Annotated in this window: 24 protein-coding genes and 1 pseudogene; 11 read left to right on the forward strand and 14 right to left on the reverse strand. The window is 72.4% G+C overall.

The window, feature by feature from the left end; genetic code table 11:
- The 5 genes and pseudogenes from ABD211_RS25870 to ABD211_RS25890 all read left to right on the forward strand — a co-directional run.
- Positions 1–508, forward strand: a pseudogene (locus tag ABD211_RS25870) (hypothetical protein); the annotation flags it as partial.
- A gap of 96 nt (positions 509–604) precedes the next feature.
- Positions 605–1,363, forward strand: a complete 759-nt coding sequence (locus ABD211_RS25875; protein WP_344137194.1) for an LPXTG cell wall anchor domain-containing protein — start codon at positions 605–607, stop codon at positions 1,361–1,363.
- Between the two features lie 266 nt (positions 1,364–1,629).
- Positions 1,630–1,986 carry a hypothetical protein gene (locus ABD211_RS25880; RefSeq protein ID WP_344137197.1) on the forward strand — a complete coding sequence of 119 codons (357 nt, stop codon included), beginning with the start codon at positions 1,630–1,632 and terminating at the stop codon, positions 1,984–1,986.
- Positions 1,987–1,991: 5 nt separating this feature from the next.
- Entirely contained in the window at positions 1,992–4,130 is a 2,139-nt protein-coding gene (locus ABD211_RS25885) for a bifunctional polysaccharide deacetylase/glycosyltransferase family 2 protein (protein WP_344137200.1), read from the forward strand.
- A 54-nt stretch (positions 4,131–4,184) separates the two neighbouring features.
- Positions 4,185–5,024: an SAM-dependent methyltransferase gene (locus tag ABD211_RS25890; RefSeq protein ID WP_344137203.1), complete on the forward strand. Its 840-nt coding sequence runs from the start codon at positions 4,185–4,187 to the stop codon at positions 5,022–5,024.
- A 9-nt stretch (positions 5,025–5,033) separates the two neighbouring features.
- Here ABD211_RS25890 and ABD211_RS25895 read toward each other — a convergent pair whose 3' ends face one another.
- The 5 genes from ABD211_RS25895 to ABD211_RS25915 are packed head-to-tail and all read right to left on the reverse strand — an operon-like array spanning position 5,034 to position 9,865.
- Positions 5,034–5,384, reverse strand: coding sequence for a hypothetical protein (locus ABD211_RS25895; protein ID WP_344137205.1), 351 nt, complete (start codon positions 5,382–5,384; stop codon positions 5,034–5,036).
- Positions 5,385–5,405: 21 nt separating this feature from the next.
- Positions 5,406–6,344 carry a carbohydrate kinase family protein gene (locus ABD211_RS25900; RefSeq protein WP_344137208.1) on the reverse strand — a complete coding sequence of 313 codons (939 nt, stop codon included), beginning with the start codon at positions 6,342–6,344 and terminating at the stop codon, positions 5,406–5,408.
- The gene (locus tag ABD211_RS25905; RefSeq protein ID WP_344137211.1) at positions 6,341–7,327 is read right to left on the reverse strand and encodes an ABC transporter permease; all 987 of its coding nucleotides are present in this window, start codon (positions 7,325–7,327) and stop codon (positions 6,341–6,343) included. The genes ABD211_RS25900 and ABD211_RS25905 overlap by 4 nt, the downstream gene beginning before the upstream one ends.
- Positions 7,320–8,834, reverse strand: a complete 1,515-nt coding sequence (locus tag ABD211_RS25910; RefSeq protein ID WP_344137214.1) for a sugar ABC transporter ATP-binding protein — start codon at positions 8,832–8,834, stop codon at positions 7,320–7,322. Before ABD211_RS25910 ends, ABD211_RS25905 begins: the two co-directional genes overlap by 8 nt.
- Positions 8,831–9,865 (reverse strand): ABC transporter substrate-binding protein, encoded by a 1,035-nt coding sequence (locus ABD211_RS25915; RefSeq protein ID WP_344137216.1) that lies wholly within the window; start codon positions 9,863–9,865, stop codon positions 8,831–8,833. Before ABD211_RS25915 ends, ABD211_RS25910 begins: the two co-directional genes overlap by 4 nt.
- Positions 9,866–10,573: 708 nt before the next feature.
- Between ABD211_RS25915 and ABD211_RS25920 the strand changes: the two genes are divergently transcribed.
- The 4 genes from ABD211_RS25920 to ABD211_RS25935 all read left to right on the forward strand — a co-directional run bounded on the left by ABD211_RS25920 (position 10,574) and on the right by ABD211_RS25935 (position 14,296).
- Positions 10,574–10,861, forward strand: a complete 288-nt coding sequence (locus ABD211_RS25920) for an ArsR/SmtB family transcription factor (RefSeq protein WP_344137219.1) — start codon at positions 10,574–10,576, stop codon at positions 10,859–10,861.
- Positions 10,861–11,247 carry a VOC family protein gene (locus tag ABD211_RS25925; protein ID WP_344137261.1) on the forward strand — a complete coding sequence of 129 codons (387 nt, stop codon included), beginning with the start codon at positions 10,861–10,863 and terminating at the stop codon, positions 11,245–11,247. The genes ABD211_RS25920 and ABD211_RS25925 overlap by 1 nt, the downstream gene beginning before the upstream one ends.
- Before the next feature lie 19 nt (positions 11,248–11,266).
- The gene (locus tag ABD211_RS25930; RefSeq protein ID WP_344137223.1) at positions 11,267–12,400 is read left to right on the forward strand and encodes a DNA glycosylase AlkZ-like family protein; all 1,134 of its coding nucleotides are present in this window, start codon (positions 11,267–11,269) and stop codon (positions 12,398–12,400) included.
- Positions 12,401–12,487: 87 nt separating this feature from the next.
- Entirely contained in the window at positions 12,488–14,296 is a 1,809-nt protein-coding gene (locus tag ABD211_RS25935; RefSeq protein WP_344137226.1) for a DUF6461 domain-containing protein, read from the forward strand.
- A gap of 9 nt (positions 14,297–14,305) precedes the next feature.
- Here the strand turns inward: ABD211_RS25935 and ABD211_RS25940 are convergent, their stop codons facing one another.
- The gene (locus ABD211_RS25940; protein WP_344137229.1) at positions 14,306–15,892 is read right to left on the reverse strand and encodes a xylulokinase; all 1,587 of its coding nucleotides are present in this window, start codon (positions 15,890–15,892) and stop codon (positions 14,306–14,308) included.
- Positions 15,893–18,103 carry an aminotransferase class III-fold pyridoxal phosphate-dependent enzyme gene (locus ABD211_RS25945; RefSeq protein ID WP_344137231.1) on the reverse strand — a complete coding sequence of 737 codons (2,211 nt, stop codon included), beginning with the start codon at positions 18,101–18,103 and terminating at the stop codon, positions 15,893–15,895.
- Between the two features lie 125 nt (positions 18,104–18,228).
- On the opposite strand from ABD211_RS25945, the gene ABD211_RS25950 reads away from it, so the two are divergent.
- A complete protein-coding gene (locus ABD211_RS25950; protein WP_344137234.1) occupies positions 18,229–19,410 on the forward strand; it encodes a PucR family transcriptional regulator in 1,182 nt (393 codons plus the stop codon).
- On the opposite strand, the gene ABD211_RS25955 is transcribed toward ABD211_RS25950, so the two are convergent.
- From ABD211_RS25955 to ABD211_RS25970, 4 genes are all read right to left on the reverse strand, one after another.
- Positions 19,411–19,821 (reverse strand): LuxR C-terminal-related transcriptional regulator, encoded by a 411-nt coding sequence (locus ABD211_RS25955; RefSeq protein WP_344137237.1) that lies wholly within the window; start codon positions 19,819–19,821, stop codon positions 19,411–19,413.
- Positions 19,797–20,267: a hypothetical protein gene (locus ABD211_RS25960; protein ID WP_344137240.1), complete on the reverse strand. Its 471-nt coding sequence runs from the start codon at positions 20,265–20,267 to the stop codon at positions 19,797–19,799. The genes ABD211_RS25955 and ABD211_RS25960 overlap by 25 nt, the downstream gene beginning before the upstream one ends.
- Positions 20,268–20,353: 86 nt before the next feature.
- Positions 20,354–21,355: an NADP-dependent oxidoreductase gene (locus ABD211_RS25965; RefSeq protein ID WP_344137243.1), complete on the reverse strand. Its 1,002-nt coding sequence runs from the start codon at positions 21,353–21,355 to the stop codon at positions 20,354–20,356.
- A 64-nt stretch (positions 21,356–21,419) separates the two neighbouring features.
- Positions 21,420–22,550: an FAD-dependent oxidoreductase gene (locus tag ABD211_RS25970; RefSeq protein ID WP_344137246.1), complete on the reverse strand. Its 1,131-nt coding sequence runs from the start codon at positions 22,548–22,550 to the stop codon at positions 21,420–21,422.
- A 375-nt stretch (positions 22,551–22,925) separates the two neighbouring features.
- Between ABD211_RS25970 and ABD211_RS25975 the strand changes: the two genes are divergently transcribed.
- Positions 22,926–23,966 carry a hypothetical protein gene (locus tag ABD211_RS25975; RefSeq protein ID WP_344137249.1) on the forward strand — a complete coding sequence of 347 codons (1,041 nt, stop codon included), beginning with the start codon at positions 22,926–22,928 and terminating at the stop codon, positions 23,964–23,966.
- Between the two features lie 3 nt (positions 23,967–23,969).
- Here ABD211_RS25975 and ABD211_RS25980 read toward each other — a convergent pair whose 3' ends face one another.
- From ABD211_RS25980 to ABD211_RS25990, 3 genes are all read right to left on the reverse strand, one after another.
- Positions 23,970–24,305: a hypothetical protein gene (locus ABD211_RS25980; RefSeq protein ID WP_344137252.1), complete on the reverse strand. Its 336-nt coding sequence runs from the start codon at positions 24,303–24,305 to the stop codon at positions 23,970–23,972.
- Positions 24,306–24,334: 29 nt separating this feature from the next.
- The gene (locus tag ABD211_RS25985) at positions 24,335–25,033 is read right to left on the reverse strand and encodes a hypothetical protein (protein WP_344137255.1); all 699 of its coding nucleotides are present in this window, start codon (positions 25,031–25,033) and stop codon (positions 24,335–24,337) included.
- Positions 25,030–25,573, reverse strand: a 544-nt coding sequence (locus ABD211_RS25990) for a right-handed parallel beta-helix repeat-containing protein (RefSeq protein ID WP_344137258.1), incomplete at its 5' end; no start/stop codon positions are given. The genes ABD211_RS25990 and ABD211_RS25985, both read right to left, overlap by 4 nt.

A 25,573-nucleotide genomic window follows, 5' to 3' on the forward strand; every position in this document is an offset into this window, starting at 1 on the left:
CCGGCCCCGCCGGCGGGTCGTCGCGCAGCTGCTCACCGTGAAGGCGGCCGCCATCGCGGCGCTGACCGTCGGCGGGGTCGCCGCGATCGCGACCACCAGCGCGGTCCTCCCGCTGGACACCGACGACGACCGCGGTCCGGCGCGGACCGGTCACACGACCGCCGCGGCCGCGGCCGGTGTCCGGTCGCCCGGCACCCCACCCACGGCCGGCCCGAGCGCGCCACCCACCGCCACGTCGCCCGCTACGGCGCTGGTCGGGCTGTGCCAGGCGTTCGCGGCGAGCCCCTCGGACAAGCGCGACCAGGCCCTCGAGAGTCCCGCCTTCGCCAGCCTCGTCGCCGCCGCCGACGGCGCGGACAAAGTGCCCGGATTCTGTGCCCGGCTGACCCGGAACGCGACCGCCACACCCGCCACGCCACCCTCCGCGAAGCCGAAGCCGACCCCCACCAAGTCGAAGGGTCACCCCTCGGCGGGCCCGCCCCCGCGGACACCTGTGGGACGGGAGTGACGTAACGAGGCGCGACGGCGCTGTTGGGGTTGAGGGCCGCTCCTAGATCAGGAACGGCCCCCGCACCCCGTCCCCGTCACCCCTCGGAGCAACCACATGGCGAGCGCCTGGCGCTCCCGCATCACGGCCGCCGTCGGCACCGCCGGCGTGCTCGTGTTCGGGATCGCTTCCCCCGCGTGGGCCGACCCCACGACCATCTCCATCAATTCCGGCAACATCGCGGACGGCGGCACGTCCGCGGCCACGTACAAGAACAAGTCGTGCGACCCGAACTTCGGCGGCGGCCCCTACGCCGGTCAGGACGTGTGGGTCTTCAACCTGCCGAGCGACGGCCCGGAGGCCGAGAAGTCCACGTTCGTGTCGATCACCGCGACGTTCGACACGGGCAGCGGCACGGCCACGAGGTCCATCCCGCCGGACGGGCAGATCGTGTTCAACGGCACCAGCAAGGGCTACACGACGACCCCGGCCGGCTGGAAGCTCACCGGCGCGACCGCCGTGGTCACGAAGGCGGAGCCCTTCTTCGTCCTCACGCACACGTGCCCGGCCGGCGTCGCCACCACGGCGCCGACCACCACGAAGCCGCCGACCACCACGGCCGTGCCCACCACGGGCACGGTGCCGACCTCGGGCTCGACCACCAGCGCCCCGGTCACGACCACCGGGGTGGCGCAGACCAGCGCGGCCGTGACGACCGGGGTGGCGCCCGCCACGTCGGCGCCCGGCTCCGACGGCGGCCTGCCCGTCACCGGCAGCGCCGTCGGCGGTCTCGTGGCCGTCGGTGTCGGCCTGGTCGCGGCGGGTGCCGCCCTGCTGTTCCTGCGCCGGCGGCGCGCCGGCGGTACGGAGGCCTGACCCGCCGGCGACGCGGTCACGGGCCAACCGCGCGGCGACGCGGACGCTGGCCGACCGCGTCGCCGCCCGCACCGCCCGGTGGGCATCCACCCTGCCCATCGGGCGGTGCGGTCGCCGCGAGTGACACCCGCGGCGCCGCCGACGCTGATGCAGATGACATGAGCAGAGAATGGACACGCGGCACGACCCGGGCACCGGTGACGCCGCCCAGACCGGCCCGACCGGGTGTCGTACCCACCCAACGTGGGCCGGGCGACACACGTCGGGTGGCCCGACGCGCCCGCCCGGTGTTCGTCGACCGCACCGGCCGCCGGCTCCGGCTCGCCCGATTGGTCAGCGTCGGCGTCGCGGTGTTCCTCGCGGCGATCATGGGCATGCTGGTCTTCGCCCTGTCCGGGGCGCCCTCCGGCCAGGCGCCCGACCTGCCGGCGGCCGCGCGCGACAAGCCGAAGGCCACCACACCGGCGCCGCGGCCACCGTCCGCCAGCCCGACGCCCACCCCGAGCGCCGCGACGCCCCGGACCGCGACCCGGACAACTGCGCGGACCGCCGGCGCGACCGTCGGCACGACCAGCAGGCCGGGCCGCGCGCCGACCAACCGCGGCAAGCCGACGAAGCGGTAGCGGCCATGACGGGGTATGCCAGCCGGCACCGCGACCAGCGCGGCCGGGCCCGGGTGCCGCGGGCGCACTGGGTTCTGCTCGTGCTCGGCATGCTCGCCCTGCTGATGGAGCTCGCGCTCGGCGGCGTCGTCAACGACGTGGGCGGCGAGGGCAGCGCGCCCCGGTCGAGCGCGGGCGCCCCCGCGCCGGCGGCCGTTCTCGATGGCGGGCCGGTGTTGCGGATCGACGCGACGGGCGGGGTCGCCACCCGCGCCATGCCGGCCGACACGGTCGCGCTGACCTTCGACGACGGACCCGACCCCCGGTGGACTCCGCAGGTGCTCGACCTGCTGGCCCGCGCGCACGCCCACGCGACCTTCTTCGTGGTCGGCTCGAAGGTCAACGAGTACCCCGAACTGACCCGCCGCATCCTGGCCGAGGGCCACGAGATCGGCATCCACACGTTCACCCACGCCGAACTGGCGGCCGTGCCGGCGTGGCGGCGCCAGGCGGAGCTCGCCCTCACGCAGAACGCCCTGGCCAGCGCCACCGGACGCCGGTCGGTCCTGGTGCGGCCGCCGTTCTCCTCGCAGCCGGGCGCCATGACCGCGGACGACTTCGCCGCCCTGCGCGACCTGGCGGGCAACGGCCTGCTCGTCGTCCTCGCCGACCGCGACACCGAGGACTGGCGCCGGCCGGGCGTGGACGCGATCGTGGCCAACGCCACGCCGCCGGCCGGCCGTGGTGCCGTGGTCATGCTGCACGACTCCGGGGGCGACCGGTCACAGACCGTGACGGCGTTGGGCCTGCTGCTGGAGATCCTCAACGACCGCGGCTACCGGCTCACCACCGTGTCCGAGGCGCTCGCCCTCCCGCCGGCACCGACCGCCGACCCCGGCGCCCGGCTGCGCGGCGACACGCTGCGCGCGGCCCAGACGCTCAGCACGTGGCTGAACCGGGCGATGGTGTTCGTGCTGGGCGCGGCCCTGGTGTTGGGCCTGCTACGGCTCGTGGTCCAGCTCGGCACGGCGCGGGCGCACCGCCGGCGGGTCCGCCGCGAGCGGCGGCGGCTGGCGTACCTCGGGCCGGTCACCGTCATCGTCCCGGCGTACAACGAGGCGGCCAACATCGCGGCGACCGTCCGCTCGCTCGTCGCCAGCGACTATCCCGACGTGCACGTCGTGGTCGTCGACGACGGGTCGACCGACGACACCTTCCACATCGTGCGCGGCCTGCGGCTGCCGACCGTACGCGTGATCCGGCAGGACAACGCCGGCAAACCGGCGGCGCTCAACAACGGCCTCGCGCACACGCACACGGACCTGGTCATCATGGTCGACGGCGACACGATCTTCGAACCGGACGCGGTCGGCAGGCTGGTCCAGGCGTTCCGCGACCCGGACGTCGGCGCCGTCAGCGGCAACGCCAAGGTGGCCAACCGCACCGGCCTGCTCGGCCGGTGGCAGCACCTCGAGTACGTGATGGGCTTCAACCTGGACCGCCGCATGTTCGACATCGGCCGGTGCATGCCGACCGTGCCGGGCGCGATCGGGGCGTTCCGCCGCGTGGCGCTGCTGGAGGTGGGCGGCGTGTCGTCGGCGACCCTGGCCGAGGACACCGACCTGACGATGTCGGTGATCCGGGCCGGCTGGCGGGTGGTGTACGAGGAGTCCGCGATCGCGTGGACCGAGGCCCCGGCGAGCCTGCGTCAGCTGTGGCGCCAGCGCTACCGCTGGTGCTACGGCACCATGCAGGCGATGTGGAAGCACCGCGGCACGCTCACCCGGTCCGGCCCGGCCGGGCGCCTCGGCCGGCGCGGGCTGGCGTACCTGCTGGTGTTCCAGGTCCTGCTGCCGCTCGCCGCGCCCGCCGTCGACGTCTACGCCGTGTACGGCCTGATCTTCCTGCCGTTCGCGCAGATGGCGATCCCGTGGCTCGGGTTCACCGCGCTCGGCGCGCTGACGGCCGCGTACGCCCTGCGACTGGACCGCGAGCCGCTGCGCGTGCTGTGGGTGCTGCCGTTCCAGCAGTTCGTCTATCGCCAGCTCATGTACCTGGTCGTGGTGCAGTCCGTGGTCACCGCGCTGGCCGGCGTCCGGCTGCCCTGGCACCGCATGGTGCGCAGCGGCGCGGCCCAGGACCTGCTGCGCTCGCGGACTCAGTAAAACGCAATCTCCGTTCGGCGCGACCGGCGCGCACCGTCCGATTAGGATGCTGGCATGCCCGATGAGGACTGGATGCGTATGGAGTCGGACGAGGTCCGCCCCGCGATCGACCTGCACACCGACCGACCGCACCCGGCCCGCGTCTACGACTACCTGCTGGGCGGCAAGACGAACTTCGCCGCCGACCGGGAGGCCGCCGAGGCCGGCATCCGCGCGAACCCGACCAGCACGGTGACGCCCCGGCAGAACCGGGCATGGATGACCCGCGCGGTGCGCTTCCTCGCGGCGGAGGCGGGCGTGCGGCAGTTCCTGGACATCGGCACGGGCATCCCGACCGCACCGAACGCGCACCAGACCGCGCAGGAGGTCGCCCCGGAGAGCCGGATCGTCTACGTCGACAACGACCCGATCGTCCTCGTCCACGCGCGGGCGCTGCTCACCGGCACCCCTGAGGGCCGCACGGAGTACGTCAACGCCGACCTGCGCGATGTAACGAAGATCCTCGAGTCGGAGCAGGTCCGCGACGTCATCGACTTCGACGAGCCGGTGGGGCTGCTGCTCATCGCCGTCCTGCACTTCATCAACGCCGCCGACGACCCGTACGGGCTGGTGGAGCGCCTCGTCGACGCGCTGCCGTCGGGCAGCTACCTGGCGCTGTCGCACCTGACGACCGACGTCGACCCGCCGATCTGGGAGCGGGTCCAGGAGACGTTCCGCCGCAACGGCGTGACGATGCATATGCGCTCACGCGCCGGCGTCGAACGCTTCTTCAAGGGCCTGGAGCTGGTGGAGCCGGGCGTGCAGCAGGCCCACCACTGGCGCCCGGACACCGACCCGGCGACGATCCCCGACAACCAGGTGGCCATCTTCGCCGGCGTCGCCCGCAAACCCTGACCTCTCCTGTCACGCCGTCCAGTCGGTGCGGGACGGCAGCTCCACCTCGCCGGCCTGCGGGTCGTAGCAGACGAGGCCCAGCTCGCCGGCCCGCCGGAAGACGAACTCGGCGACCTCCTCGAGGCGGGACCAGTCGATCGACAGGATCACGTGCGAGCCCGTCCGAACGGGATCCACCGCCCAGACCCCGGCATGGGACCCGCACGGAAACCTCGCGACCACGTCCTCGTAGAAGCGGGGCACCGCGTCGTTGGCCGCTACGGTCGACGTGTCGGCACGACACAGCAGCTCGTACGTGTAGCCGGCCTGCCCGGCCGAGATCGGCGCCGGCTCGAACCACACGCCCAGGTCAAAGCTCACCTGAGGCACCATAGGCGACGATCACGTCGGCTGGCGCACGGGCCCCAACTCGCTGATCCAGGGCGGGTCGGCGCCGGCACGGGCGCAGGTGAGTGCCGCCGCCCGCAGCGCGTACCGGACGCATTGCCGCAGATCGGCGGCGTCGAGGGCGCACAGCCGTTCCCGGGTCAGGTGGCCGGCCTGGTGCAGGGCGGTGAGCAGGCCGGCCATGAACGCGTCGCCGGCTCCGACGGTGTCCACCACCGGCACGGGGTGGGCGGGCAGCTGGACGGGGCCGTCCGCGCCCAGCGCGTACGCCCCGTGCGGGCCCTGGGTCACGACGACCAGTCCGGCGCCGCCCTCGCGCCAGTGGCGCGCGATCCCGGCGGCCGTCGTGCCGGGGGCCATCCACGCGAGGTCGTCCTCGCTGGCCTTCACCAGGTCCGCACTGGCGAGCCAGTGATCGAGGCGGTCCCGCGCCGCGTGCTCGTCCCGGATGAGCGTCGGCCGGGGATTGGGGTCGAAGGTGATCACCCGCTGCGGCCGCTCGCGGCGCAGCAGGGCGTCGACCGCGTCCCCCATGGCCGGGACCGCGAGCGCCAGTGAGCCGCTGACGTGCAACGCCGCCGCTGCCGGCAGCGCGTCCGGCAGGTCGCCCGCACGCCAGGCGCCGTCGGCGCAGCCGTCGACGTAGAACGTGTAGACCGCGTCACCGGACGCGTCGAGCGTCACGACCGCCAATGTGGTCGGCTCCCCCGCCTCGACCGCGTCGGTGAGGTCGACGTGCGAGCCCACCAGGTGCGCGCGCAGCAGTTGGCCGAAGCCGTCGGTCGACAGGCGGGCCAGCAGGCGCACGGCCACGCCGAGCCGGCCCAGCCCCACGGCCACGTTGGTCGGCCCGCCGCCGGGCCGGGCGAGGAACAGACCGTTGCCGGCCGCCGGTACGAGGTCGATCAGCGCCTCGCCGCACACGACGATCATGTGACGCCGCGTCGGGAGCGCAGGCGGCCCTGCCACTGGTCGAAGAAGACCGCCACCAGGATCAGCAGGCCGATGATGATCTGCAGGTAGAACGCGTTGATGGCGAGCAGGTTGCCGCCGTTGTTGAGCGTCGCCACGATCAGCGCGCCGGCGGCCGCGCCGAACGCGCCGCCCTTCGCCCCGAACAGGCTCGCGCCGCCGATCACGCACGCGGCGATCGCGTTCAGCTCGTACCCGGTGCCCGCGGTGGGAATGCCGGCGTTGAGCCGCGAGGTGAACAGCACGCCGCCGACGCCCGCGAGAAACCCCGAGATGGCGTACACCGCCACGAGTACGCGCTTGACCGGCACCCCGGCCAGCCGCGCCGACTCGGGGTTCGAGCCGATCGCGTAGATGTAGCGGCCGAAAACCGTACGCCGCAGGACCACGGCCGTGACCACGACGACGGCGACGAACAGCCACAACAGGTTCGGCACGCCGAGGGTGGTGCCATTGGCGATGTCGCCGAACGCGTCCGGCAGCGGCTGGATCGTGTTGGCGTCGGTGAAGACCAGCACGACGCCCCGCGCGATGCCCAGCATGCCGAGCGTCACGATGAACGGCGGCAACGCGCCGTAGGCGACGAGCGAGCCGTTGACAAGCCCGGCCAGCACGGCGGCGGCGAGCCCGACCAGGATCGCCACGGGAACGGGTACGCCGTGGGTCAGTAGTTCGGCCGTGACGCAGCCAGCCAGGGCGAGCACCGAGCCGACGGACAGGTCGATGCCGGCGGTCAGGATGACGAGCAGCTCACCCACGGCGATGATGCCGAAGATGGCCACCTGCCGGGCCAGGTTGGCCATGTTGTCGGCGGTCAGGAACTGGTCGGAGGCCAGCGTCAGCGCGCCGAACAGCACGATAAGGATGACGATGCCGCCCGCGTCGCGGCCGAACAGGTCGCCGAACCCGATCACGCGCTTGCGGGGCAGGGCGGACTCAGCCATGGCCGCCTCCCGGTCGGGGCGTGCCGGTGCTCGCGAGGTGCAGCACGTCCTCCTCCGTGGCTCCGGCCGCGTCGAGCACGCCCGCGACCGTCCCCTCCCGCATCACCAGGACGCGGTCGGCGAGGCCGAGCACCTCCGGCAGGTACGACGACACGACGATGACGGCGAGCCCTTGCGCGGCCAGGTCACCGATGACGGTGTAGATCTCGCTCTTCGCGCCGACGTCGACTCCCTTTGTCGGCTCGTCGAAGAGGAGCACCCTGGCGTGCGTGGCGAGCCATCGGGCCAGCAGGACCTTCTGCTGGTTGCCGCCGGACAGCGACGACACGGGCTGCTCCCACGAGCCGGCCCGCAGCCGCAGGCCGCCCAGGTGCTGCTCGACCGTGTCGCGCTCGGCGCCCTTGTCCACGAAGCCGGCCCGGGCCAGCCGGGGCAGCGACGCGATCGACGCGTTCTCGCGGATCGGCAGCGCGAGCATGAGCCCTTGCTGCTTGCGGTCCTCGGTGAGCAGCCCGAGCCCGGCGTTGACGGCGCGGCGGGGGCTGCCCGTTGTCACCGGGTGCCCGTCGATCTCGACGAGCTCGGCCGGCACCGCGTCGGCGCCGAAGATGGCCCGCAGCAGCTCCGTACGCCCCGAACCGAGCAGGCCGGCGACGCCGAGGATCTCCCCGGACCGTACGGTCAGGTCGACCGGACCGGCCGCGCCGACCGGCCGGAGGCCGCGCACCACCAGCCGCGGCTCCCCGATGGCGCGGTTGGTCGCCGGGTACAGCGACTCGATCGTGCGGCCCACCATGGCGGCGATGAGGCTGTCGTGGTCGAAGTCGGCCATCGGCGCGCTGGTGGCGAAGGTGCCGTCGCGCAGGACGGTAACCCGGTCGCCGATGGCGAACATCTCCTCCAGGTGGTGGCTGACGTACATGATCGCGTGGCCGTCGTCGCGGAGCTGCCCGATGCGGCCGAGCAGCGCCGTCGTCTCCGCCTCGGACAGCGCGGTCGTCGGCTCGTCGAAGATCAGCACGCGCGGTGCCTGGCCGAGCACCTTGGCGATCTCGACGAGCTGCTGGACGGCGAGCGGCAGGTCGGACACCGGCGTGTCCGGGTCGAGGTGGGCGAGGTCCACCCGGGCCAGCATGTCGACGGCCTGCCGGCGCAGCTCCCGGGGCCGGGTGAACCCGTACCGGGCCGGCAGCCGTCCCACCAGCAGGTTCTCCGCCACGGACAGGTCGGGCAGCAGGCTCAGCTCCTGGTACACGACGCCGATGCCGGCCGCCCGCGCCTGCGCCGGGTTCGGGTGGCCCACGTCGCGCCCGTCGATGAGGTATTCGCCGGCGTCGCGCCGCAGCGCGCCGGTAAGGATCTTGATGAGCGTGCTCTTGCCCGCGCCGTTCTCCCCCGCCAGGCAGTGCACCTCCCCGAGAAAGAGCTCCAGGTGTACGCCCGACAGCGCCCGTACGGGGCCGAACGACTTGGCGACGTCCGTCAGGCGGACGTAGGGCCCGGTCATTTCCGGGCCCGGGCCGTCGGCGGGTTCAGCAGCGTCGCGATCTCGGGGTCGGCCATGTTGGACCTGGTGGCGACGACCGCGCCCGGGTCCAGGTTGTGCGGCGGGATGGAACCGACCACCGCCATGCCGGCCTCGATGACGCCCTGGTACCCGAAGAAGTAGGGGTTCTGGACGACGAGCGCGTCGAGCGACCCGTCGGCCAGCGCCGTCACCTGCTGCGGATCCGTGTCGAACGACACCACCGGAATCCGCTCGGTGGCGCGGTTGTCCTTGATGGCCCGCGCGGCCCCCACCCCCGAGGTGTTGTTGGCCGCGAAGATCCCCGCGAGGTCGGGCTGGGCCGCGAGCACGTCGTTGACCTGGCTCGCGGCCGTGTTGATATCGTTGTTGTTGTACCGGGGTCCGACGATGCGCGCGTGCGGGCACATCTGGGCGAGCCCCGTACGGAAGCCGGCGTCGCGGTCCTGCAACACCTGCACGCCCGCGACCGACGACTCGATGAGCACCGGCCCGTCGGCGTTCCCCTTGTCCGTGATCAGCGCGCACAGGTGGCGGCCGGCCTCCTCCGCCGCCTTGGTGTTGTCGGTCCCGATGAACCCGTCGGTCTCGGTGGTGACCGCCGTGTCCACGGCGATCACGACAATGCCCGCCGCGACGGCCCGCTTGATCACGTTGTTGAGCGCCGAGGACGAGTTCGGCGCGAGGACGATCCCGTCGACGCCGCGCGAGATGGCGTTCTCGACGAGCTGGACCTGCTGCGCCACGTCGCTCTCCGACGTCGGCCCGAACAGCGAGACGTCCGCGCCGTAGTCGGCGGCGGCCTGCTTCGCCCCGGCCAGCATGCTCTGCCAGAAGGAAGAGTCGCTCGCCTTGATGATGACGTCAATCCGGGTGCCGGCGACGCCGCCCGGCGGCCCGGTGCCCGGCCCGGTCGGCCCACCCGTCGTGACGCGCCCGATGATCACGCCGAGGACCATCGCGAACAGCGCGACGACCGCGACGAGGACGGGCGCGAACGTGATCCGACGCATGGGACCGGCTCCCCCGACCCGACTACCCGGGCCTGCCCGCCGTACTACCCAGAATGTGGTCAGTTACCCGGGCCGCACTGGGTCGATCTTGCGTAGTCGGCGCTCACGGGCCAAGGGTCTGCAAGGACCACCCCAACCAGCGAACCGGATCGAACACCGCCGGTGGGTGTTGGGTGTCGAGGGCTGGCGATCGGCGTCCGGGCGCGAACCGTGGTGTGGCCACTGTTCTCGGCTCGAGATGGTGATCTTCCGGGGTGGGAACCGGAGTTTTGGCGCTCAGTATCGCGATCATGAGGCTGGGGGTCGGTGACCGGCCGGCCATTGGTGCCAAGGTCTGCGTTTCGTGTGCAGGAGTGTGGCTGGGCTGCGCTCTCGTACATGAAACGGCGATCACCGCGACGCGCGAGGGGAGGTTTGTCGGTTATTGGGGTGTCGGGACTGCGCGTTCGCACCGCATTCGGGCGATCGTGGAACGACGCGCGGCAACGACCGGCTCTCGGACCGCACGTCCGTACCAGGGACAGTGATCTCGAGCCCACCGCGGACCACGTGAACAGTTACGAGACACGAAGCGACGATCTTGACGCGGGCACCGGTCGTTTTGGTCGAATTTAGAATGGCCGCAGACGGGGCACACGGATTGACATGCAAGTCACAGCTTGCATATTGTCGTGATGTCAATGCCCACCGGCTCGCGGAAGGAACCCCGTGCCACCGGACGACATCTTCGCGGCGCTCGCCGACCCGACCCGGCGGGCGATCCTCGACGAGCTGGCCGAGCGGGACGGTCAGACGTTGTTCGAACTCTGCGCCCGGCTGACCACCCGGCACAGCATCGGATCGTCCCGCCAGGCGATCTCGCAGCACCTCGACCTTCTCTCGGCCGCCGGGCTCGTCAAAGCCGAGCGCAGCGGCCGGTACAAGTTCCATCACGCCGACTTCGGACCACTGCGCGCGATCGTCGACCGGTGGCCCATCCCCGAGGAGAGAACATGATCCGCATCAACCTGACCAGCATCTTCGTCGACGACCAGGACAAGGGCCTCGCCTTCTACACCGACGTCCTGGGCTTCGAGAAGAAGGTCGAGGTGCCGCTCGGCGAGCACCGCTGGCTCACCGTCGTATCGCCCGCCGAACCCGACGGCGTGCAGCTGGTCCTGGAACCCGCCGCCCACCCGGCCGTCGGGCCGTACCGGCAGGCGCTTGTCGACGACGGCATCCCGATGACCTCGTTCGCCGTGGATGACGTCCACAAGGAGTACGAGCGGATGGTCGCCCTCGGCGTCGTGTTCACCCAGCCGCCGACCGACATGGGGCCGGTCACGACGGCCGTGTTCGACGACACCTGCGGCAACCTCATCCAGATCGCGACCATGCACTGAAGGGTTTAGCCTCGGTCGCGTGGTCGTGCACGAGTTGTCGCGACGCGACGCCCGCCGGATCGCGGTGCGGGCGCAGCTCCTCGCGCGGCCACGGCCGACGGAGCTGCTCGAGGTCGTCCGGGAGCTGACCTTCCTCCAGGTCGACCCGACGGCGGCGGTGGCACCCAGCGCGGATCTCGTGATCTTCAGTCGGCTCGGTGCGTCATCCCGGTTCGGCGAGCTGGCCGGGGCGCTGGCGCGCGGCGACCTTGTCGAGCACCTGGGACGGGTCCGGCCCTGGGCGGACATGGCGCTCTACCGGGCCGAGATGGCCGGCTGGGCCGACCGGGAGGACCTGCTCGACTGGGAGGAGCACCAGCGGGAGTGGGTGGACGCCAACGACGCCTGCCGGCGCGACATCCTCGACCGGCTCGAGATCGACGGCCCGCTGACCTCCGCGCAGCTGCCGGACACCTGCTGGGTGCCGTGGCGGTCCTCGGGGTGGAACAACAACCGCAACGTCGGCCGGTTGCTGGAGTTCATGGTGTGCCGGGGCGAGGTCGCGGTCGCCGGGCGTCGTGGCCGGGAGAAGCTGTGGGACCTCGCCGAACGGGTCTACCCGGACGAGGCGGTGCCCGAGGACGAGGCGCTGCGCGAGCGGGCGCGGCGGTGGCTACGGTCGCTCGGCATCGCCCGCGCGACGCGCACCGAGAACGCCAGGGAGTCCGCCCACGCGGCGACCGTCGGGGAGCCCGCCGTGGTGGAGGGCGTGCGGGGCATGTGGCGGGTCGACCCGGCCCAGCTCGGGCAGCCGTTCACCGGCCGGACCGCGTTGCTGTCCCCGTTGGACCGGCTCGTCTTCGACCGGCCACGGATGGCGGATCTGTTCGAGTTCGACTACCAGCTGGAGATGTACAAGCCGGCCGCCAAGCGGCGGTGGGGCTACTACGCGCTGCCGATCCTGTCCGGCGACCGGCTGGTCGGCAAGCTCGACGCCACCGCCGACCGCAGGGCCGGCGCGCTGCGGGTCACCGCGGTCCACGAGGACGCCCCCTTCGACGCGCCGACGGCGGAGGCCGTACGCCACGAGATCGAGAACCTCGCCGCCTGGCTCGGCCTCGAACCCGTCCTGCCCGGCCGCGCCGCACCTCCCGCGCTATGGCGCCATAGGTAGGTTATGACGCCTCCCATTCCAGACCTATGGCGCCATAACGTGATTGCAGCGTGCTGGCGTGTCGCAGGCAGCGGATAGCGTGCTGGGGTGACTGCGGCTGACTACGCGTGGGCGATCAGGAACCACGCATTGGGTCTCAACTTCTGTCTCACGTTCGCGCGGGGGGTCGGGCCGGACGAGGTGATCTCGCGGCTCGGCGGCGCCGATCCGGTGTCGGTCGTGTCGGCGCAGGTCGCACGGGGCGGGTCCGAGGCCGTGCGGGAGTGGATCGACGAGAACGGCGGGTCTCATCCGACCGGGCTCGACTACGTCGCGGTGACGCGCGTCGGCGACTGGGCGATGATCGTGGAGGACAACGGGTTCCTCTGCACCGGCGACGCGGCGGTGCGGGAGCTGTCGTCGGCCGGCGAGATGGTGTCGTTCTACTACAACGAGAACACCACGCCGCGCTTCTTCTGGGCCATCGACGGCCAACAGGTGGTGTGGTTCGACCCGGCCTTCCCGCAGGACCGCTATGGCAGCGACCCGGGCCGGCTCGACGCGATCCTTGTCGAGCTCGGATTCGTTCTGGACGAGGACGAGGAGGAGTTCGACGACGCGTACGACGAGGCGTACAAGGAACGGACGCTCGCGCTGATGGAACGGATCACCGGTGTCCGCTGGGACGCCGATCTCCTGGCGAGCGCCACGTTCCGCTGCGCCGGGGTCGGCCGCCGGGCGGTGACGGAGCCCTGGTACGCCGAGGTGCGGGAGGAGCTGGCGGCGTACGCGGAGGATCCGCGGGAATGGTTCAGCAGGGACGTCGACCCGTGGCGCGGTCGGGGCGTCACCGACCCGCGGGTCAAAGCTCTGGGAGCCGCCGGCATGCGGCTCTACGACGAGGATCGCGAGCTGGCTCTGGCGATCGCGCACGCCCCCGCCGACCTGATCGAACGGATGACCACGTGGGCGTGGGAGCGGCCGTTCCGGCTCGCCGGAATCCCGGACGAGCCGTGGCTGACCCGGATCCGCGAGCGCCTGCGACGCGCCGGGACGGTGACGCCGGCCGACGGCCGGCTGGTCGCGGAGCGGCTGGACGCGTACCTGCGCACAGCCCTGCCGGTGTGGCAGCGCGATGACCCACGGCAGCGGACCAACGCCGTGGGCGCCTTGCTGATGCCCTGGAACGCGCAGCGGCCGGCGGACAATCTGTGCTGGATGTTCGCCAAGGCCGAGGGGGCCGGGGGCGGCACCTGGCCCGAGATGTTCGCGGACCTGCGGCGCGACTTCCCGGACCTCCGCGACATCGTGATCCCGCCGCCGCCCCCCGCTCCGGTCGAGCGTGCCGCCGTGCGCCGCAAGCGGGAGGCCCGCGAGCGCCGGGAGGCCGAGGGGGCGCGCCGAGGCCTGGAGCGCACCTGGGGCGGCCGGATCCCCACCGACGAACGGCTGCTCGAACCCGAGGTGCAGGCACGAACGCTCGGTCTGGTGGGCCACGACCGCGACATCGTCGACCGGATCGCCGAGGCGGGGCCGCAGACCCAGCGCAGGATGGCGGTCTGGGCCGCCCGGTACTGCTGCACCCGGTCCGGACTGATCGCGCACGACTGGGTCGAGGCAGCGGTGACCGCCCTGGAGCGCGGCGATCCACCGCCGCCCTGGTTCGTCGACTTCGACGCGGCGTTCGCCCGCTGGGCCAACGTTCCGAGGGAAATCATCAGCCGCCGCGTGACGGTATCGTTCGGTCACCAGGAACGGCCCGCCATCGACCCCGAGATCCGCGCGATCCACGCCGTCGTGATGGCGCGCGACGACGACCCGCTGATCGCGGCCATGGACGGCGTCCGCAACGCCGTCGAGCTCGACGCCCCCGGCGAGGCCCTGGCCGCTTTCCGCGCCGCGTTCAACCTCCGGTGAGCGAACCGGTCAGGCGTTGAGGCGGCGGTAGATCGGGGCCAGGCGTTTGTGCAGGTCCTGGTAGACGCCGAAGATCTCGTCGTACGTCGCGCGGTGGGCGGCCGTCGGCGTGAACACGTGGTCGTTGCGCATGAGACCCGGGATGTCCGCGAAGGAGATCAGGCCGGCACCGACCGCGCCGATCCAGCCCGCGCCGCGCGCGTTGACGGCGACCGGGTTGGCGTCGCGGCGGATCTCGACGCCCAGCACGTCGGCGAAGATCTGGCACCACGCGTCCGACTGCGCTCCGCCGCCCGTGATGACGAGCGAGGTCACCGGCGAGCCCAGAAACCTGTCCACAGCGGCCGCCAGCCAGCGGGTGTTGAGCGCGACTCCCTCGAACACCGCCCGCAGCAGGTCCGACCGGTTGGTGCCGAGCGAGATGTTGAAGAAGCCGGCCCGCAGGTTCGGGTCGTCGACGGGGGCGCGCTCGCCGTACAGCCAGGGGGTGTAGAGGACGCCGTTGGCGCCGGCCGGGACCGTGGGGAGGATCCGGTCGAACGCGTCGAAGATGGTGCCCTCGTCGCGGCTGACGTGCCCCGCGCTGACGATCGGGTCGTCGTACTCCACGATCTTGTCGCGGAGCCAGGTGAGGTTGACGCCGGCCGTGGCCTGCAGTGCGGTCATGAGGTAGCGGTCCGGCAGCGCGCACGGCACCGAGGCGATCGACGAAAGAACGTCGGTCTTCTTGCGACGCACGTGCGCGGCGATCCACGACGACGTGCCGACGTAGAGGTGCGCCTCGTTGTCGCGGGTGGTGCCGGCGCCGACGGCCGCCGCCGTGTTGTCGATGGCACCCGCCACCACCTGGATCGACGATGGCAGGCCGAGGTGCTCGGCGGCTGCCGGCGACAAGGTCCCGATGACGTCGGTGCACGCCACGATCGGCGGCAGCTTGTCGCGGTCGATGCCGGAGTCGGCGACCAGCGCCGATGAGTAGTCGATCCGGGACGCGCGGCGGTTGTCGGTCACCCACGAGGTGAGGATCGAGTCCACCGTGGCCACGGTGCGACCGGTCAGCTTCAGGTTGATCCAGTCGAGGACGTTCAGGAACGTCGCGGTCCGCGCATAAACCGAAGGCAGCTCGTCGCGGATGAACAGCATGTGCGCGGCCGGGTCCTTGCCGGTGGGCGAGGGCATGCCGCCGGTAAGCCGCAGCCACCGCGCGATGCGGCGCACGGACATTCCCTGGTACGACGGGAAGCCACCGAACTGCCGCCGCAGGTTGGCCGCGCCGCGCATGTCGAGCCAGCTGATACACGGGGTCAACGGCTGGCCGGAAGCGTCGACGGCGACGGTCCCCTCGCCCTGCGTGGACGAGCAGACCGTGGTGATCGCCTTCACGTGATCCGGATACGCCCGGCCGAGATCGGCGACGACCTCGCCCAGCGCCTCCCACCACGCGAGGGGGTCCTGCTCGGCGCCGCCGCCGGGCAGCACGTGAAGCGGCACGGGCCGCTCGGCCCAACCGGTGACCGTGCCGTCGGCCGCGACCAGCGCGGCCTTCATCCCCGACGTGCCGAGGTCGATCGCGAGGATCTGCGGTCCGATCGCCACTCAGACCCCTTCGACCTGGGCGAAGACCTGGTCGAAGCGGTTGAGCGCGTCGTCGATGACCTCGTCGGTGTCGGCCATCGAGGTGTACATGCGCGAGCCCGCGAGGGTGATGATGCCGTGCGCGGTGTACGCGGCGCCCATCTGCTCCATCAGGCGCTTGCGCGCCTTGTTCTCCTTGAGCAGCTTGATCGGGCTGCGCATGTCGAGCAGCATCACGCCGCTGCACTCCAGGTGCACGATCGAACCCTGGTTGTACGCGACGTAGGGCAGGCCGTACCTGTCGATGAGCCTTTGCAGGCCGCGGGTGAGGCGGTCGCCGGCGCGACCGGCGATGACCGGCGCGTTGGTGCGGGCCATCTCCTCGATCGCGAAGTAGCCGGCCGCGCACGACAGCGGGTTGGCCGACAGGGTGCCGCCGACCTGCACGTGCGCGCCGCTCTTGCCGTCGAGCCCGGACCCGAAGACGCCCATGATGTCCGCGCGACCGCCGACGCCGCCGGCCATCGGATAACCGCCGGAGACGGCCTTTCCAAGTACGGTCAGGTCGGGCGTGACGCCGAAGTAGCCGGCCGCGCCGCCCATGCCGAGCCGGAAGCCGGTGACGACCTCGTCGAAGACGAGCAGCGCGCCGAACTCGTCGCACAGCTCGCGGACCTTGGCGTTGTAGTCGCGCGGCACGGGCCGGGTGCCCGACTCGGGGCCGACCGGCTCGACGATGACAGCGGCCGTGCCGCCGCGCAGGCGGTTCTCGATGAGCTTGCGCTTGAGCGTGCCCAGGTCGTGCGGGAACGTCTCGCGGGTGCGGGCCGTCGCGCCGAACGGGATGCCCTTGGCGTTCATCCGGAAGCTGCCGGGCACGCGCAGGCCGTAGACCATGGTGTCGGACCAGCCGTGGTACGCCCCGCCGACCTTGATGACCATCTTCCTACCGGTGAACGCTCGCGCCCCCCGGACGGCCGCCATGACGGCCTCGGTGCCCGAGCCGAGGGAGCGGTACATCTCCACGTGCGGCAGGTATCTGTTGATGATCTCGGCGAGCTTCAGCTCGTACTCGTGGAAAAGGCCCGTCACCGGACCGGAGGCCTTGATGACCTCGGCGACCCGCTCGTTCACGGGCGCGTAGTTGCTGCCCAGGATGGTCGGGCCGCCGGCCTGCAGGAAGTCGATGTACGTGTTGCCGTCGCGGTCGGTGAGATACGCGCCGTCGGCCCGGTCGATGGCGAGCGGGAACGGGTAGTTGAACGCCAGGTTGTGCTGCACGCCGCCGGGGATGCGCAGCTTGGCCCGGTCGGTGATCTCCTTGCTGGCGCCGCATTTCGTCTCGAAGTAGTTGAGCACGTCGAGCATCGCGTCGTGGCGCAGGCCGCGCACCGGCTGGTCCACGAGCGCGCCCAGGCGCCGCATGGTGTCGTCGACGTCGAGGTACTCGGAGATGGCGTACCCGTGCTCCTCGGGCTCGACGACGGTGGCCACGGTGTCGGCGCTCGGCAGCTCCTCGTCCACGGGCACCCGGACCGGCTCGACGGCCTTGGTGATCTGGGCGGCGATGCGCTTCTCGTCGGAGCGCAGCTTGCCGAAAGCGATCTCGCGGATCGCGGACGGGATCGTGTAGACCTTGCCGGACTCCGTGGTCAGCGCCATGAGGTAGGCGATGGAGACCTTCTCCAGCAGCGCCATGTTGAACACGGCCCGGTCGGGGTCGGTGCCGAGCGCCACGATGCCGTGGTTGGCGAGGATGAACGCGTTGTCGCCGCTCGCGACCTTCTTCTGGACGTTCTTGGCGAGGAACCCGGTGCCCGACGGCGCGTAGTCGACGACCGCGACCTCCTTGCCGAGGAAGCGCACCTGCTCGTCGCTCAACGCCGGGATGGGCTTGCGGAGCACGGCCAGCGCGGAGGCGTACGGCTGGTGGGTGTGCACGATCGCGTTGACGTCGGGGCGCTCGCGGTAGATGTTCGCGTGCATGCCGCACTCGATCGACGGCTTGAGCGCGGTGCCGGATTCGTCCGGTACGTGCTTGCCCTGGAAGTCGACGACGCAGATGTCCTCGACGCGCATCCTGTCGTAGTCGTAGTTGCTGGGCGTCACGGCGTAGAGCTGCCGGCCGGGGATGCGCACCGAGACGTTGCCCTCGGTCGCCTTCAGGTAGCCGCGCTCGAGCATCGTGCGACACATGTCGACGACATGCTGACGGGAGGTTCGGTACAGCACGAGGTCTCCTCGGTAACCGGGGCCAGTGGTCCCATCGTCGCGCTCGCGCCCGAGCTGAGCACCGTCCGCCGGACAGCGACAATCAGCCCGGGATTTATCACGGCGTGACAAAATACGGTGTGGCGATGTCCCCCGTGCCCTGGCAGCGACTCCCGCCCGACCTCGCCGCGGTCATGCGGCCGCGCCTGCCGGCCACCGTCACAGCCATCGCCGACGCGATCACCGGGGCCGTCCCGGCCTTCGCCGCCACCGGCGACGCCAAGGTGGGCCGCGACCTGCGCACCGCCGTGCAGGTGGCCATGGACCGCTTCCTGGACCTCGTCGGCACGGACGACGCGGCGCTGCCGCCCCCGATCCGCGAGGTCTTCGTCGCCCTCGGCGCCGCCGAGGCCCGCGAGGACCGCGGACCCGAGGCGCTGCTCACCGCGCTGCGGCTCGCGTCCCGGCTGATGCTGCGTACGGCCTCGGAGGCGCTCGTCGAACTGGGCTTCGTGGACGCCGACGGTCTCATCGACCTGTCCGACGCGGTCAGCGCGTTCGTCGACGAGCTGGCGGCCGCGAGCACCGACGGGTTCGCGCTCCAGGTGCGCGAGCTGGCCGGCGAGGACGACCGCCGCCGGCAGCTGGCCGAACTGCTGCTGCGCGGCAGCGCCCCGCCCGACGCGGTCGCCACCGCGGCGGCCCGGGTCGGCTGGCGGGCGATCGGCGCGATCGTGCCCGTCGTGCTGCCGATCGAGCAGGCGCGCGACACGCGGTTCCGTTACGGCGCCGACGGCGTGGTGGTCGAGCGGGAACGCGACGCCGTCCTGCTGCTGCGCGACGGCCCGCGCGCCCGGCGCGATCAGCTCGCGGACGCGTTGCACGGCCGGGGCGCGGTGGTCGGCCCGATGCTCGACTGGGCGCGGGCGCCGGAGGCGGTGCGGCTGGCCGAACTCGCCGCTGGACTGGTCGGCCGCGACCCGGCCGGACCGCATGCGGCGGGCGCGGTGGTCTTCGCCGACGATCACCTCGCCGCGCTGGCCCTCGGCGGCGAGATCAGCGCCCTGGCGGTGCTGGCGCAGCGACGGCTCGCGCCGCTTTCGGGCCTGCGCCCGAACCAGCGGGAGAGCCTGCTGGTCACCCTGCACAGCTGGCTGCGGCACTGGGGCTCGCGCGCCGACGTGGCGGCGGAGCTGTTCGTGCACCCGCAGACGGTCAGCTACCGGCTCAAGCGGCTGCGCGAGCTGCTCGGCGACGACCTCGACGAGCCGTCCGCGCGGTTCGAGCTGCTCCTCGTGCTGACCGCGCGGCGGGTCGGCCCGTCCTGATCACCGGTCGAAGGTCTCGCGGGCGATGCGGGCCGCCTCCGCGCGGTCCGCCGCCCCGAGCTTCGCCAGCAGGGCGGACACGTTGTTGCTGACGGTCTTGCCGGACACGGCGAGGCGCTCGGCGATCTGCGGGTTGGACAGGCCCCGCACGAGCAGGTCGAGCACGTCGCGCTCGCGCGGCGTGAGCCCGAACGGGTCCGCCGCCGGGGCCCGCACACGCAGCCCGGCCGCGGGCGCCACGCCCGACCCGAGGACGACCGCGCCCTGCTCGGCCGCCCGGACGGCGGCGACGAGCTGCGCCGGGGAGGCGTCCTTCACCACGTACCCGCTCGCCCCGGCGGCGAGGGCCTCGCGGACCGAGCCGTCGTCGTCGTACATCGTGACCACTACGACCCGGGCCTCGGGGAGCATGCCGGTGAGCCGGGCGGCGACGTCCGCGCCCCGGCCGTCAGGCCTGACCACAACCTCGAACCCGTTGGACTCGAACAACGCGACGAGCCCGTGCCGGAACACCGGACGCCCGCCGCCGCGGCGAGTGCCCGCAGCCCGGGCGCGAGCGTGGACCCGGCCCGGCCGACGTAGGTCGCGATGCCGGTCATCGCGACGATGCCGAAGGTGCCGACGGCGACGAACGCCACCGCGAGGGTGGCCGAGATGGGCAGCTGGTCCCGCAACTGCGCCGGCGTCGGGTACTCCTCGGCGTAGCTCGCGACCATCGTGGACGCGACGGAGTTCGCGACGAACGTGAGCAGGTACAGGCCCGCGTACGCGAGCGCGGCGCGGCCGGCGGTGCGCAGCACCTGGCCGGTCGAGTTCCCGGCGGCCACGCCGGGCGGCGGGGCGGTGATGGCGGACATGAGGGCTCCCTTTCCGGAGTTCGTGTTGTCCGCCAGTGCACCGGCTACGTTTCCCGCCCCACCAGGGTCACCGGTTCCCGGGCCGGTCAGTCCACCTTGATGACCATCTTGCCGGTGTTCGCGCCGCGCAGCAGGTCGAGGAACGCGGTCGGCATGTTCTCCAGGCCGTCCACGACGGTCTCGTCGACCCGGATCGCGCCGTCACGCAGCCAGTCGGCCATCTGGGCGTGGTACTCGTCGCGCAGGTGGTTGTACGAGCCGACCAGGTAGCCGCGCATGGTGAGCTGCTTGCCGATGACCAGGGCGAGGTTGCGCGGCGCGGCCGGCGGCTCCGAGTTGTACTGCGCGACCGCGCCGCACACCGCGATCCGTCCGAACGGGCGCAGCGACGACAGCGCCGCCTCGAGGTGCTCGCCGCCGACGTTGTCGAAATACACGTCGATGCCCTCCGGCGCCGCGGCCTTGAGGCTGGCCCGCACCGGACCGTCCTTGTAGGAGAACGCCGCGTCGAAGCCGAGATCCTGCAGGTAGGCCACCTTGGCCGCCGAACCGGCGCTGCCGACGACCCGGCTCGCCCCGCGCAGCCGGGCGATCTGGCCGGCGAGGCTGCCCACGGCGCCGGCCGCGCCGGAGACGAACACCGCGTCGCCGGGCCGCAGCGCGGCCACCTCGACGATCCCCGCGTACGCCGTGAGCCCCGGCATGCCCAGCGCGCCCAGGTAGTACGACGCGGAGCCGACCGGGTCGCCGATCGGGGCGGCCCGCGTGGCGTCGAGGACCGCGAGGTCGCGCCACCCGGCGCTGTGCAGCACCAGGTCGCCCACCTTCCGGTCGGGCGACCGGGACTCGACGACCTCGCCGACGGCCCCGCCGTCCATGGGCGCGTCGAGCGCGAACGGGGCGATGTACGACCTGGCGTCGTTCATCCGCCCCCGCATGTACGGGTCGACGGACAGGTACGTGTTGCGCACCAGCACCTGTCCGTCGCCCAGCGGCGGCAGCTCGGTCTCGACCAGCCGGAAGTTGTCGGCCGTTGGCCAACCCTGCGGGCGCGAGGTCAGGTGGAACTCGCGGGCGACGACGCTCATCGGCAAACCTCCGGGGTGTTATCCGTGCCTACCCCCGATAACTTACCGGTCGGTAGCCTCGCTGTCAGTCAGCGACCGGAGCCACGCTGTATCCGTGTGCGTCGACGTCGGGGAACGAACCGTCGCCGAAGAGGACCCGCGCCGCGAGCCACCGGCCGGCCGGCGTACGCATCGCGCCCACCGCCGCCTCGGCGAACGCCGGCGACCGGAGTCCCGCGAACGCCCGGCGCAGCGCCAACCGCCCCCGGAACCGGGCCCGCAACGCTCCCCCGTCGTAGTGCCGCAGCACCGACGCGTCGCCGGTGCGCAGGTAGCCGGTGGTGACGTCGGCGGCCAGCTCGGACATGCGCAGGCAGGGGTCCAGGCCGCCGGCGGTCAGCGGCGAGACGGCGCCCGCCGCGTCCCCGACGAGCAACCCGGCCGGGCACGCCAGCCGGCGCAGCACCCCGCCGACCGGAATCGGCCCACCGCGCCGTTCGACCGGCCCGACGGGCGCGGCGCGACCGGGCCCGTCGGCGGCGAACTCGTCCAGCAGGTGCCGCACGCCCGCCCGCATCGCGCCCGGATACCCGGCGACGCCCACGTGCGCGTGGTGCCCGTCGTCGATGACCCAGCCCAGATAGCCGGGCGCGATCCGCGGGTCGAGCACGCAGTGGAACGCCGGGGCGGTGGTGCCCGACGCGATCGGATGGACCAGCTCGGCCCCGACGAGCAGCCGCCGGTTCACGTCGAGCCCGAGATCACGGGCCACTGTGGACCGGGCACCGTCCGCCCCGACCACGAACCGGGCCGCGACCGGCTCCGCGCCCTCGAGCAGGACGACCCCGCCCGAGCGGCCGAGATACCGCGCGCCCAGCCGGATCCGCACCCCGGCCGACTCCGCCTCGCCCCGGGCGTGCTCGTAGATGCCCGGCATGTCCGCGACCCGGTACTCGTCGCGGTCGCTCGTGAGCCGGACCGGGTCCCGCCGCGACGGCGGATACAGCAGCACATCCCGCACGCCAGGGCCCAGCAGGTGCCCGGGAAGATCAAAATCTTCGAGCGTACGGCGGACGAAGATCCCCGTCGTACGGATGCCGGACGACAACGACCGCCGCCGGTCGACGACCAGCACGCTCAGGTCCCGCTCCGCGAGCAGGCGGGCGGTGTGCAGGCCGGCGAGGCCGGCACCTACGACCAGGACGTCCACCTTCATACCCTGGGACGGTAGGCGCGACGTCAGGCCAGGACGCCGGGCCGCACACGACCCGCCGCATATCTCCACAATGCCGTCACATGCCGCGTCGGGACGCGCCATTGACAGCGGTCGAATATTCCTTGCCGCCGGCTCACCATCGTCTCCAGGTCCGGGTACTCCACCGGCCCGGTCGAGCTGACCGCGCTGAGCCCGTGGCGGCTCGGAGTCGGGTGGCCGCCGGCGCGTGATGCGCCGCGACCGCCCTCCTTAGCATCGTTGACCTGACCTTGATGCTTCGATAGTGAAGTTTCCGCAGCTCAGCGATATGCTGCCCGGACGCTTGTCCCCATCGCGGACAGCGTCGAGCACGGTGTCGCCCGAGGACAGGAAACTATGGCTAGCAAGAGGCGCAACGACTCCACCCTCTGGGTGGCTGCGGGTGCTGCCCGGTTCGCCGGAGATGCCCGTAATCAGGCGGTAAGGCATCTGTCGCAGAAGCCGTCCCGCGTCTGGCAGCACGGCAACCTGCTGGCCGCGCTGCACGTCGCGACCCGCGTGCACGGCAGCCGGGTGGCGGCCATGCACGCCGTGTGCGCGCCCCTGGGGTTCTCCCCCGACCTGCACGAGACGCCGAACGCGCTCACCGAACGCTTCTGCGAGACCATGGCCGCCGACCTCGCCTCGGCCAGCCTGTACGTCATGTCGCCCGAGATGACCGACGTCACCGCCGCGGCCGCGATCACGCTGCGCCCCGACGACCTGTCGCGCCTGCGCCGGTCGGACGTGCCGACCGGGGCCGGCCTGCTGGTGCTGCCGCACGCCCTGCGGCTGCGCAACGGCGCCGGCGACTTCGCCGACGTGCGCGGCCTCGCCTGGGCGCCCACCACGGTCGCCCGCCCCGGCGAGGACGGCCTGCCCGGCGTGCGGGTCACCTGCCTGCTCGACACGTACGGTCGGGAGCCCACCGCCGCCTTCCACTTCTTCGAGCAGCAGGCCCGCGTCGCCGGCGACCCGCTGCCGGCCCTGCTGCCCGACAGCGTCAAGAGCATCACCTTCGGCGACCGGGAGACCTCGCCCGACGACGACGAGACCGACGACCTGCTCGCCACCTACCGGCCGGGCGCCCCCATCCACGACCCGGACGGCACGTTCGCCCGCCGCTACCTGCACGCGTACTGGCGCCTGCTGCGGCAGCGGATCGCGGCCAATGAGCGCATCCCCGTGAGCCACGTGCCGGGCCCCATCCGGTCGGGCGGCCCGAAGCAGGCGGACGTGTCCCTGGTCCGGCTCATCGAGCGCCGCGACGCCGGCTTCGTCGGCGCCCGGGCAGTGGAGATCAAGAAGCGCTGGCCCGCCCGGATGCACAAGAACCTGACGTGGTGCCCCATCGACCGGACCCACAAGCCCGCCTGGGAAGGCCCGTTCCCGGCCTGAGGCTCAGCCCTCGAGCTCCGGCGACGGCTCCGCCCGGTAGCGGGCGGCCCGCTCGGCGACCAGCTGCCCGAACAGGCCGTTGAGATGCCCGCAGTCCAGGCAGTGGAAGTTGTCGTCGACGCGGTGGCCGCCGCACGCGTCGCACGGGCCGTGGTCGCGCGGGTCCTGGTACGCCCCCAGCGCCTCGGCCAGCGCGCGGGCGACCGGTCCGGTGATCGTCATCCGCGCCTCGTCGCCGTTGAACCGGACGACCAGGTCGCCGAGCGACCCCGCGGCCGGCTCGAACGCGTGGATGCGCGCCACGAACGCGCGCACCGCCGCCAGGACGCCATCGGACATGATCACCATCGTATCGCCGCCGGGCCACCTCAGGGCCGGGTGTCGCCGAAGGTCACCGGCACGGTCGCGCTGTCGCGGGTGAGCACGTTGCCCGACCAGGCGGTCACGCTGTCGTCGTCGTTGACGGCGTGCACGCCGTACCGGCCGGCCCACGGGTGCGTCGCGTCGGCGTACCAGTGGTTGTCCAGCACGCGGACGTTCGCCACGCCGCCGCAGCGGCAGTAGCCGTCGGTGCGCACGTACAGCGAGTACGAGCCGCCCGGCAGGAGGGTGTTGCCCTCGATCCGCACGCCGTCGATCGGGCCGGTGTCGGACACGACGCTGATACCGGTGCCGATCCCTTCGGCGCGGGACATGTCGACCCAGTTGTGCGCGATGGTGACCGGCCCGCCGGCGGACACCGTGAACCCGTACGAGTGGGCGTCGCCCGAGATCGTGCGCGCCTTGGCGTCGTGCACGTAGTTCCACTCGATGGTCGCGGCGCCGCGCTCCACCCGGACGTTCTGCGTGGTGCCGACGAACTCGCTGAACGCCACCCGGCCACCCCCGGCGAGCGTCACGCCGACCGGCGCGCCGGCGAAGCCGCTGCCGTCGACCACGACATGCGTGAGCTCCACGCGACCGGCCTTGCCGATCATCCCGACCCCGTCGTCGGTGACGTTGACCCGGATCCAGCAGTTGGTCAGCGACAGCCGCCCGCCGGCGCGCACCCGGATCGGCGTGGTCACCACGCAGTGGGCCCGGCGTCGATCTGGATGCCGGTGGCCACGGCCCAGATGTCGTTGCGCACCAGCCGGGTGCCGACGCTGTCGGCGTAGATGTCCTTGATGCCGACCATAAGGCGGTGCTCGCCCGGGTCGCCGTAGATCTCCGAGTCCTGCACCGTGACGTTGCGCCCGTGCCGGATGGCGATGCCGAACATGCCGTCGCGCTGGTGCACCCGGACGTTCTTCACGACCACGTTCGAGGCCTGGATGTCGATGGTGGCGGTGGTGGAAATGCCGGAGACCACCGCGCCGTCGGTCTTCACGGCGATCCAGCCGCGGGTGTCCCACGCCCAGCCGGGGCCGCTGGTGACATCCTGCGGGACGCGCCTGAGGCTGACCCCGGCCCGTACCCCCGTACTGGTCCCATCGGGGAACCCGCAGGCGGACGGCTTGGCGGCGCAGCCCTTCACGGTCGCGGCGGAGCGGGTCGACGGCGCGCCGGTCGCGGCCGGCCGGGTGGTCGGCCGGGTGCTCGACGGCGTCGCGGACCCGCGCGCCGTC

This window comes from Luedemannella flava (assembly GCF_039528515.1).
GTDB classification, from domain to species: Bacteria; Actinomycetota; Actinomycetes; order Mycobacteriales; family Micromonosporaceae; genus Luedemannella; species Luedemannella flava.

Excerpts from the sequence above, each read along its gene's own strand:
- ABD211_RS25910 (WP_344137214.1), bottom strand. The coding sequence starts at position 8,834 with ATGACCGGGCCCTACGTCCGCCTGACGGACGTCGCCAAGTCGTTCGGC.
- ABD211_RS25980 (WP_344137252.1), bottom strand. The coding sequence starts at position 24,305 with ATGTCCGATGGCGTCCTGGCGGCGGTGCGCGCGTTCGTGGCGCGCATC.
- ABD211_RS25965 (WP_344137243.1), bottom strand. The coding sequence starts at position 21,355 with ATGAGCGTCGTCGCCCGCGAGTTCCACCTGACCTCGCGCCCGCAGGGT.
- ABD211_RS25875 (WP_344137194.1), top strand. The coding sequence starts at position 605 with ATGGCGAGCGCCTGGCGCTCCCGCATCACGGCCGCCGTCGGCACCGCC.
- ABD211_RS25970 (WP_344137246.1), bottom strand. The coding sequence starts at position 22,550 with ATGAAGGTGGACGTCCTGGTCGTAGGTGCCGGCCTCGCCGGCCTGCAC.
- ABD211_RS25885 (WP_344137200.1), top strand. The coding sequence starts at position 1,992 with ATGACGGGGTATGCCAGCCGGCACCGCGACCAGCGCGGCCGGGCCCGG.
- ABD211_RS25900 (WP_344137208.1), bottom strand. The coding sequence starts at position 6,344 with ATGATCGTCGTGTGCGGCGAGGCGCTGATCGACCTCGTACCGGCGGCC.
- ABD211_RS25975 (WP_344137249.1), top strand. The coding sequence starts at position 22,926 with ATGGCTAGCAAGAGGCGCAACGACTCCACCCTCTGGGTGGCTGCGGGT.
- ABD211_RS25950 (WP_344137234.1), top strand. The coding sequence starts at position 18,229 with ATGTCCCCCGTGCCCTGGCAGCGACTCCCGCCCGACCTCGCCGCGGTC.
- ABD211_RS25890 (WP_344137203.1), top strand. The coding sequence starts at position 4,185 with ATGCCCGATGAGGACTGGATGCGTATGGAGTCGGACGAGGTCCGCCCC.
- ABD211_RS25960 (WP_344137240.1), bottom strand. The coding sequence starts at position 20,267 with ATGTCCGCCATCACCGCCCCGCCGCCCGGCGTGGCCGCCGGGAACTCG.
- ABD211_RS25905 (WP_344137211.1), bottom strand. The coding sequence starts at position 7,327 with ATGGCTGAGTCCGCCCTGCCCCGCAAGCGCGTGATCGGGTTCGGCGAC.
- ABD211_RS25955 (WP_344137237.1), bottom strand. The coding sequence starts at position 19,821 with ATGCTCCCCGAGGCCCGGGTCGTAGTGGTCACGATGTACGACGACGAC.
- ABD211_RS25915 (WP_344137216.1), bottom strand. The coding sequence starts at position 9,865 with ATGCGTCGGATCACGTTCGCGCCCGTCCTCGTCGCGGTCGTCGCGCTG.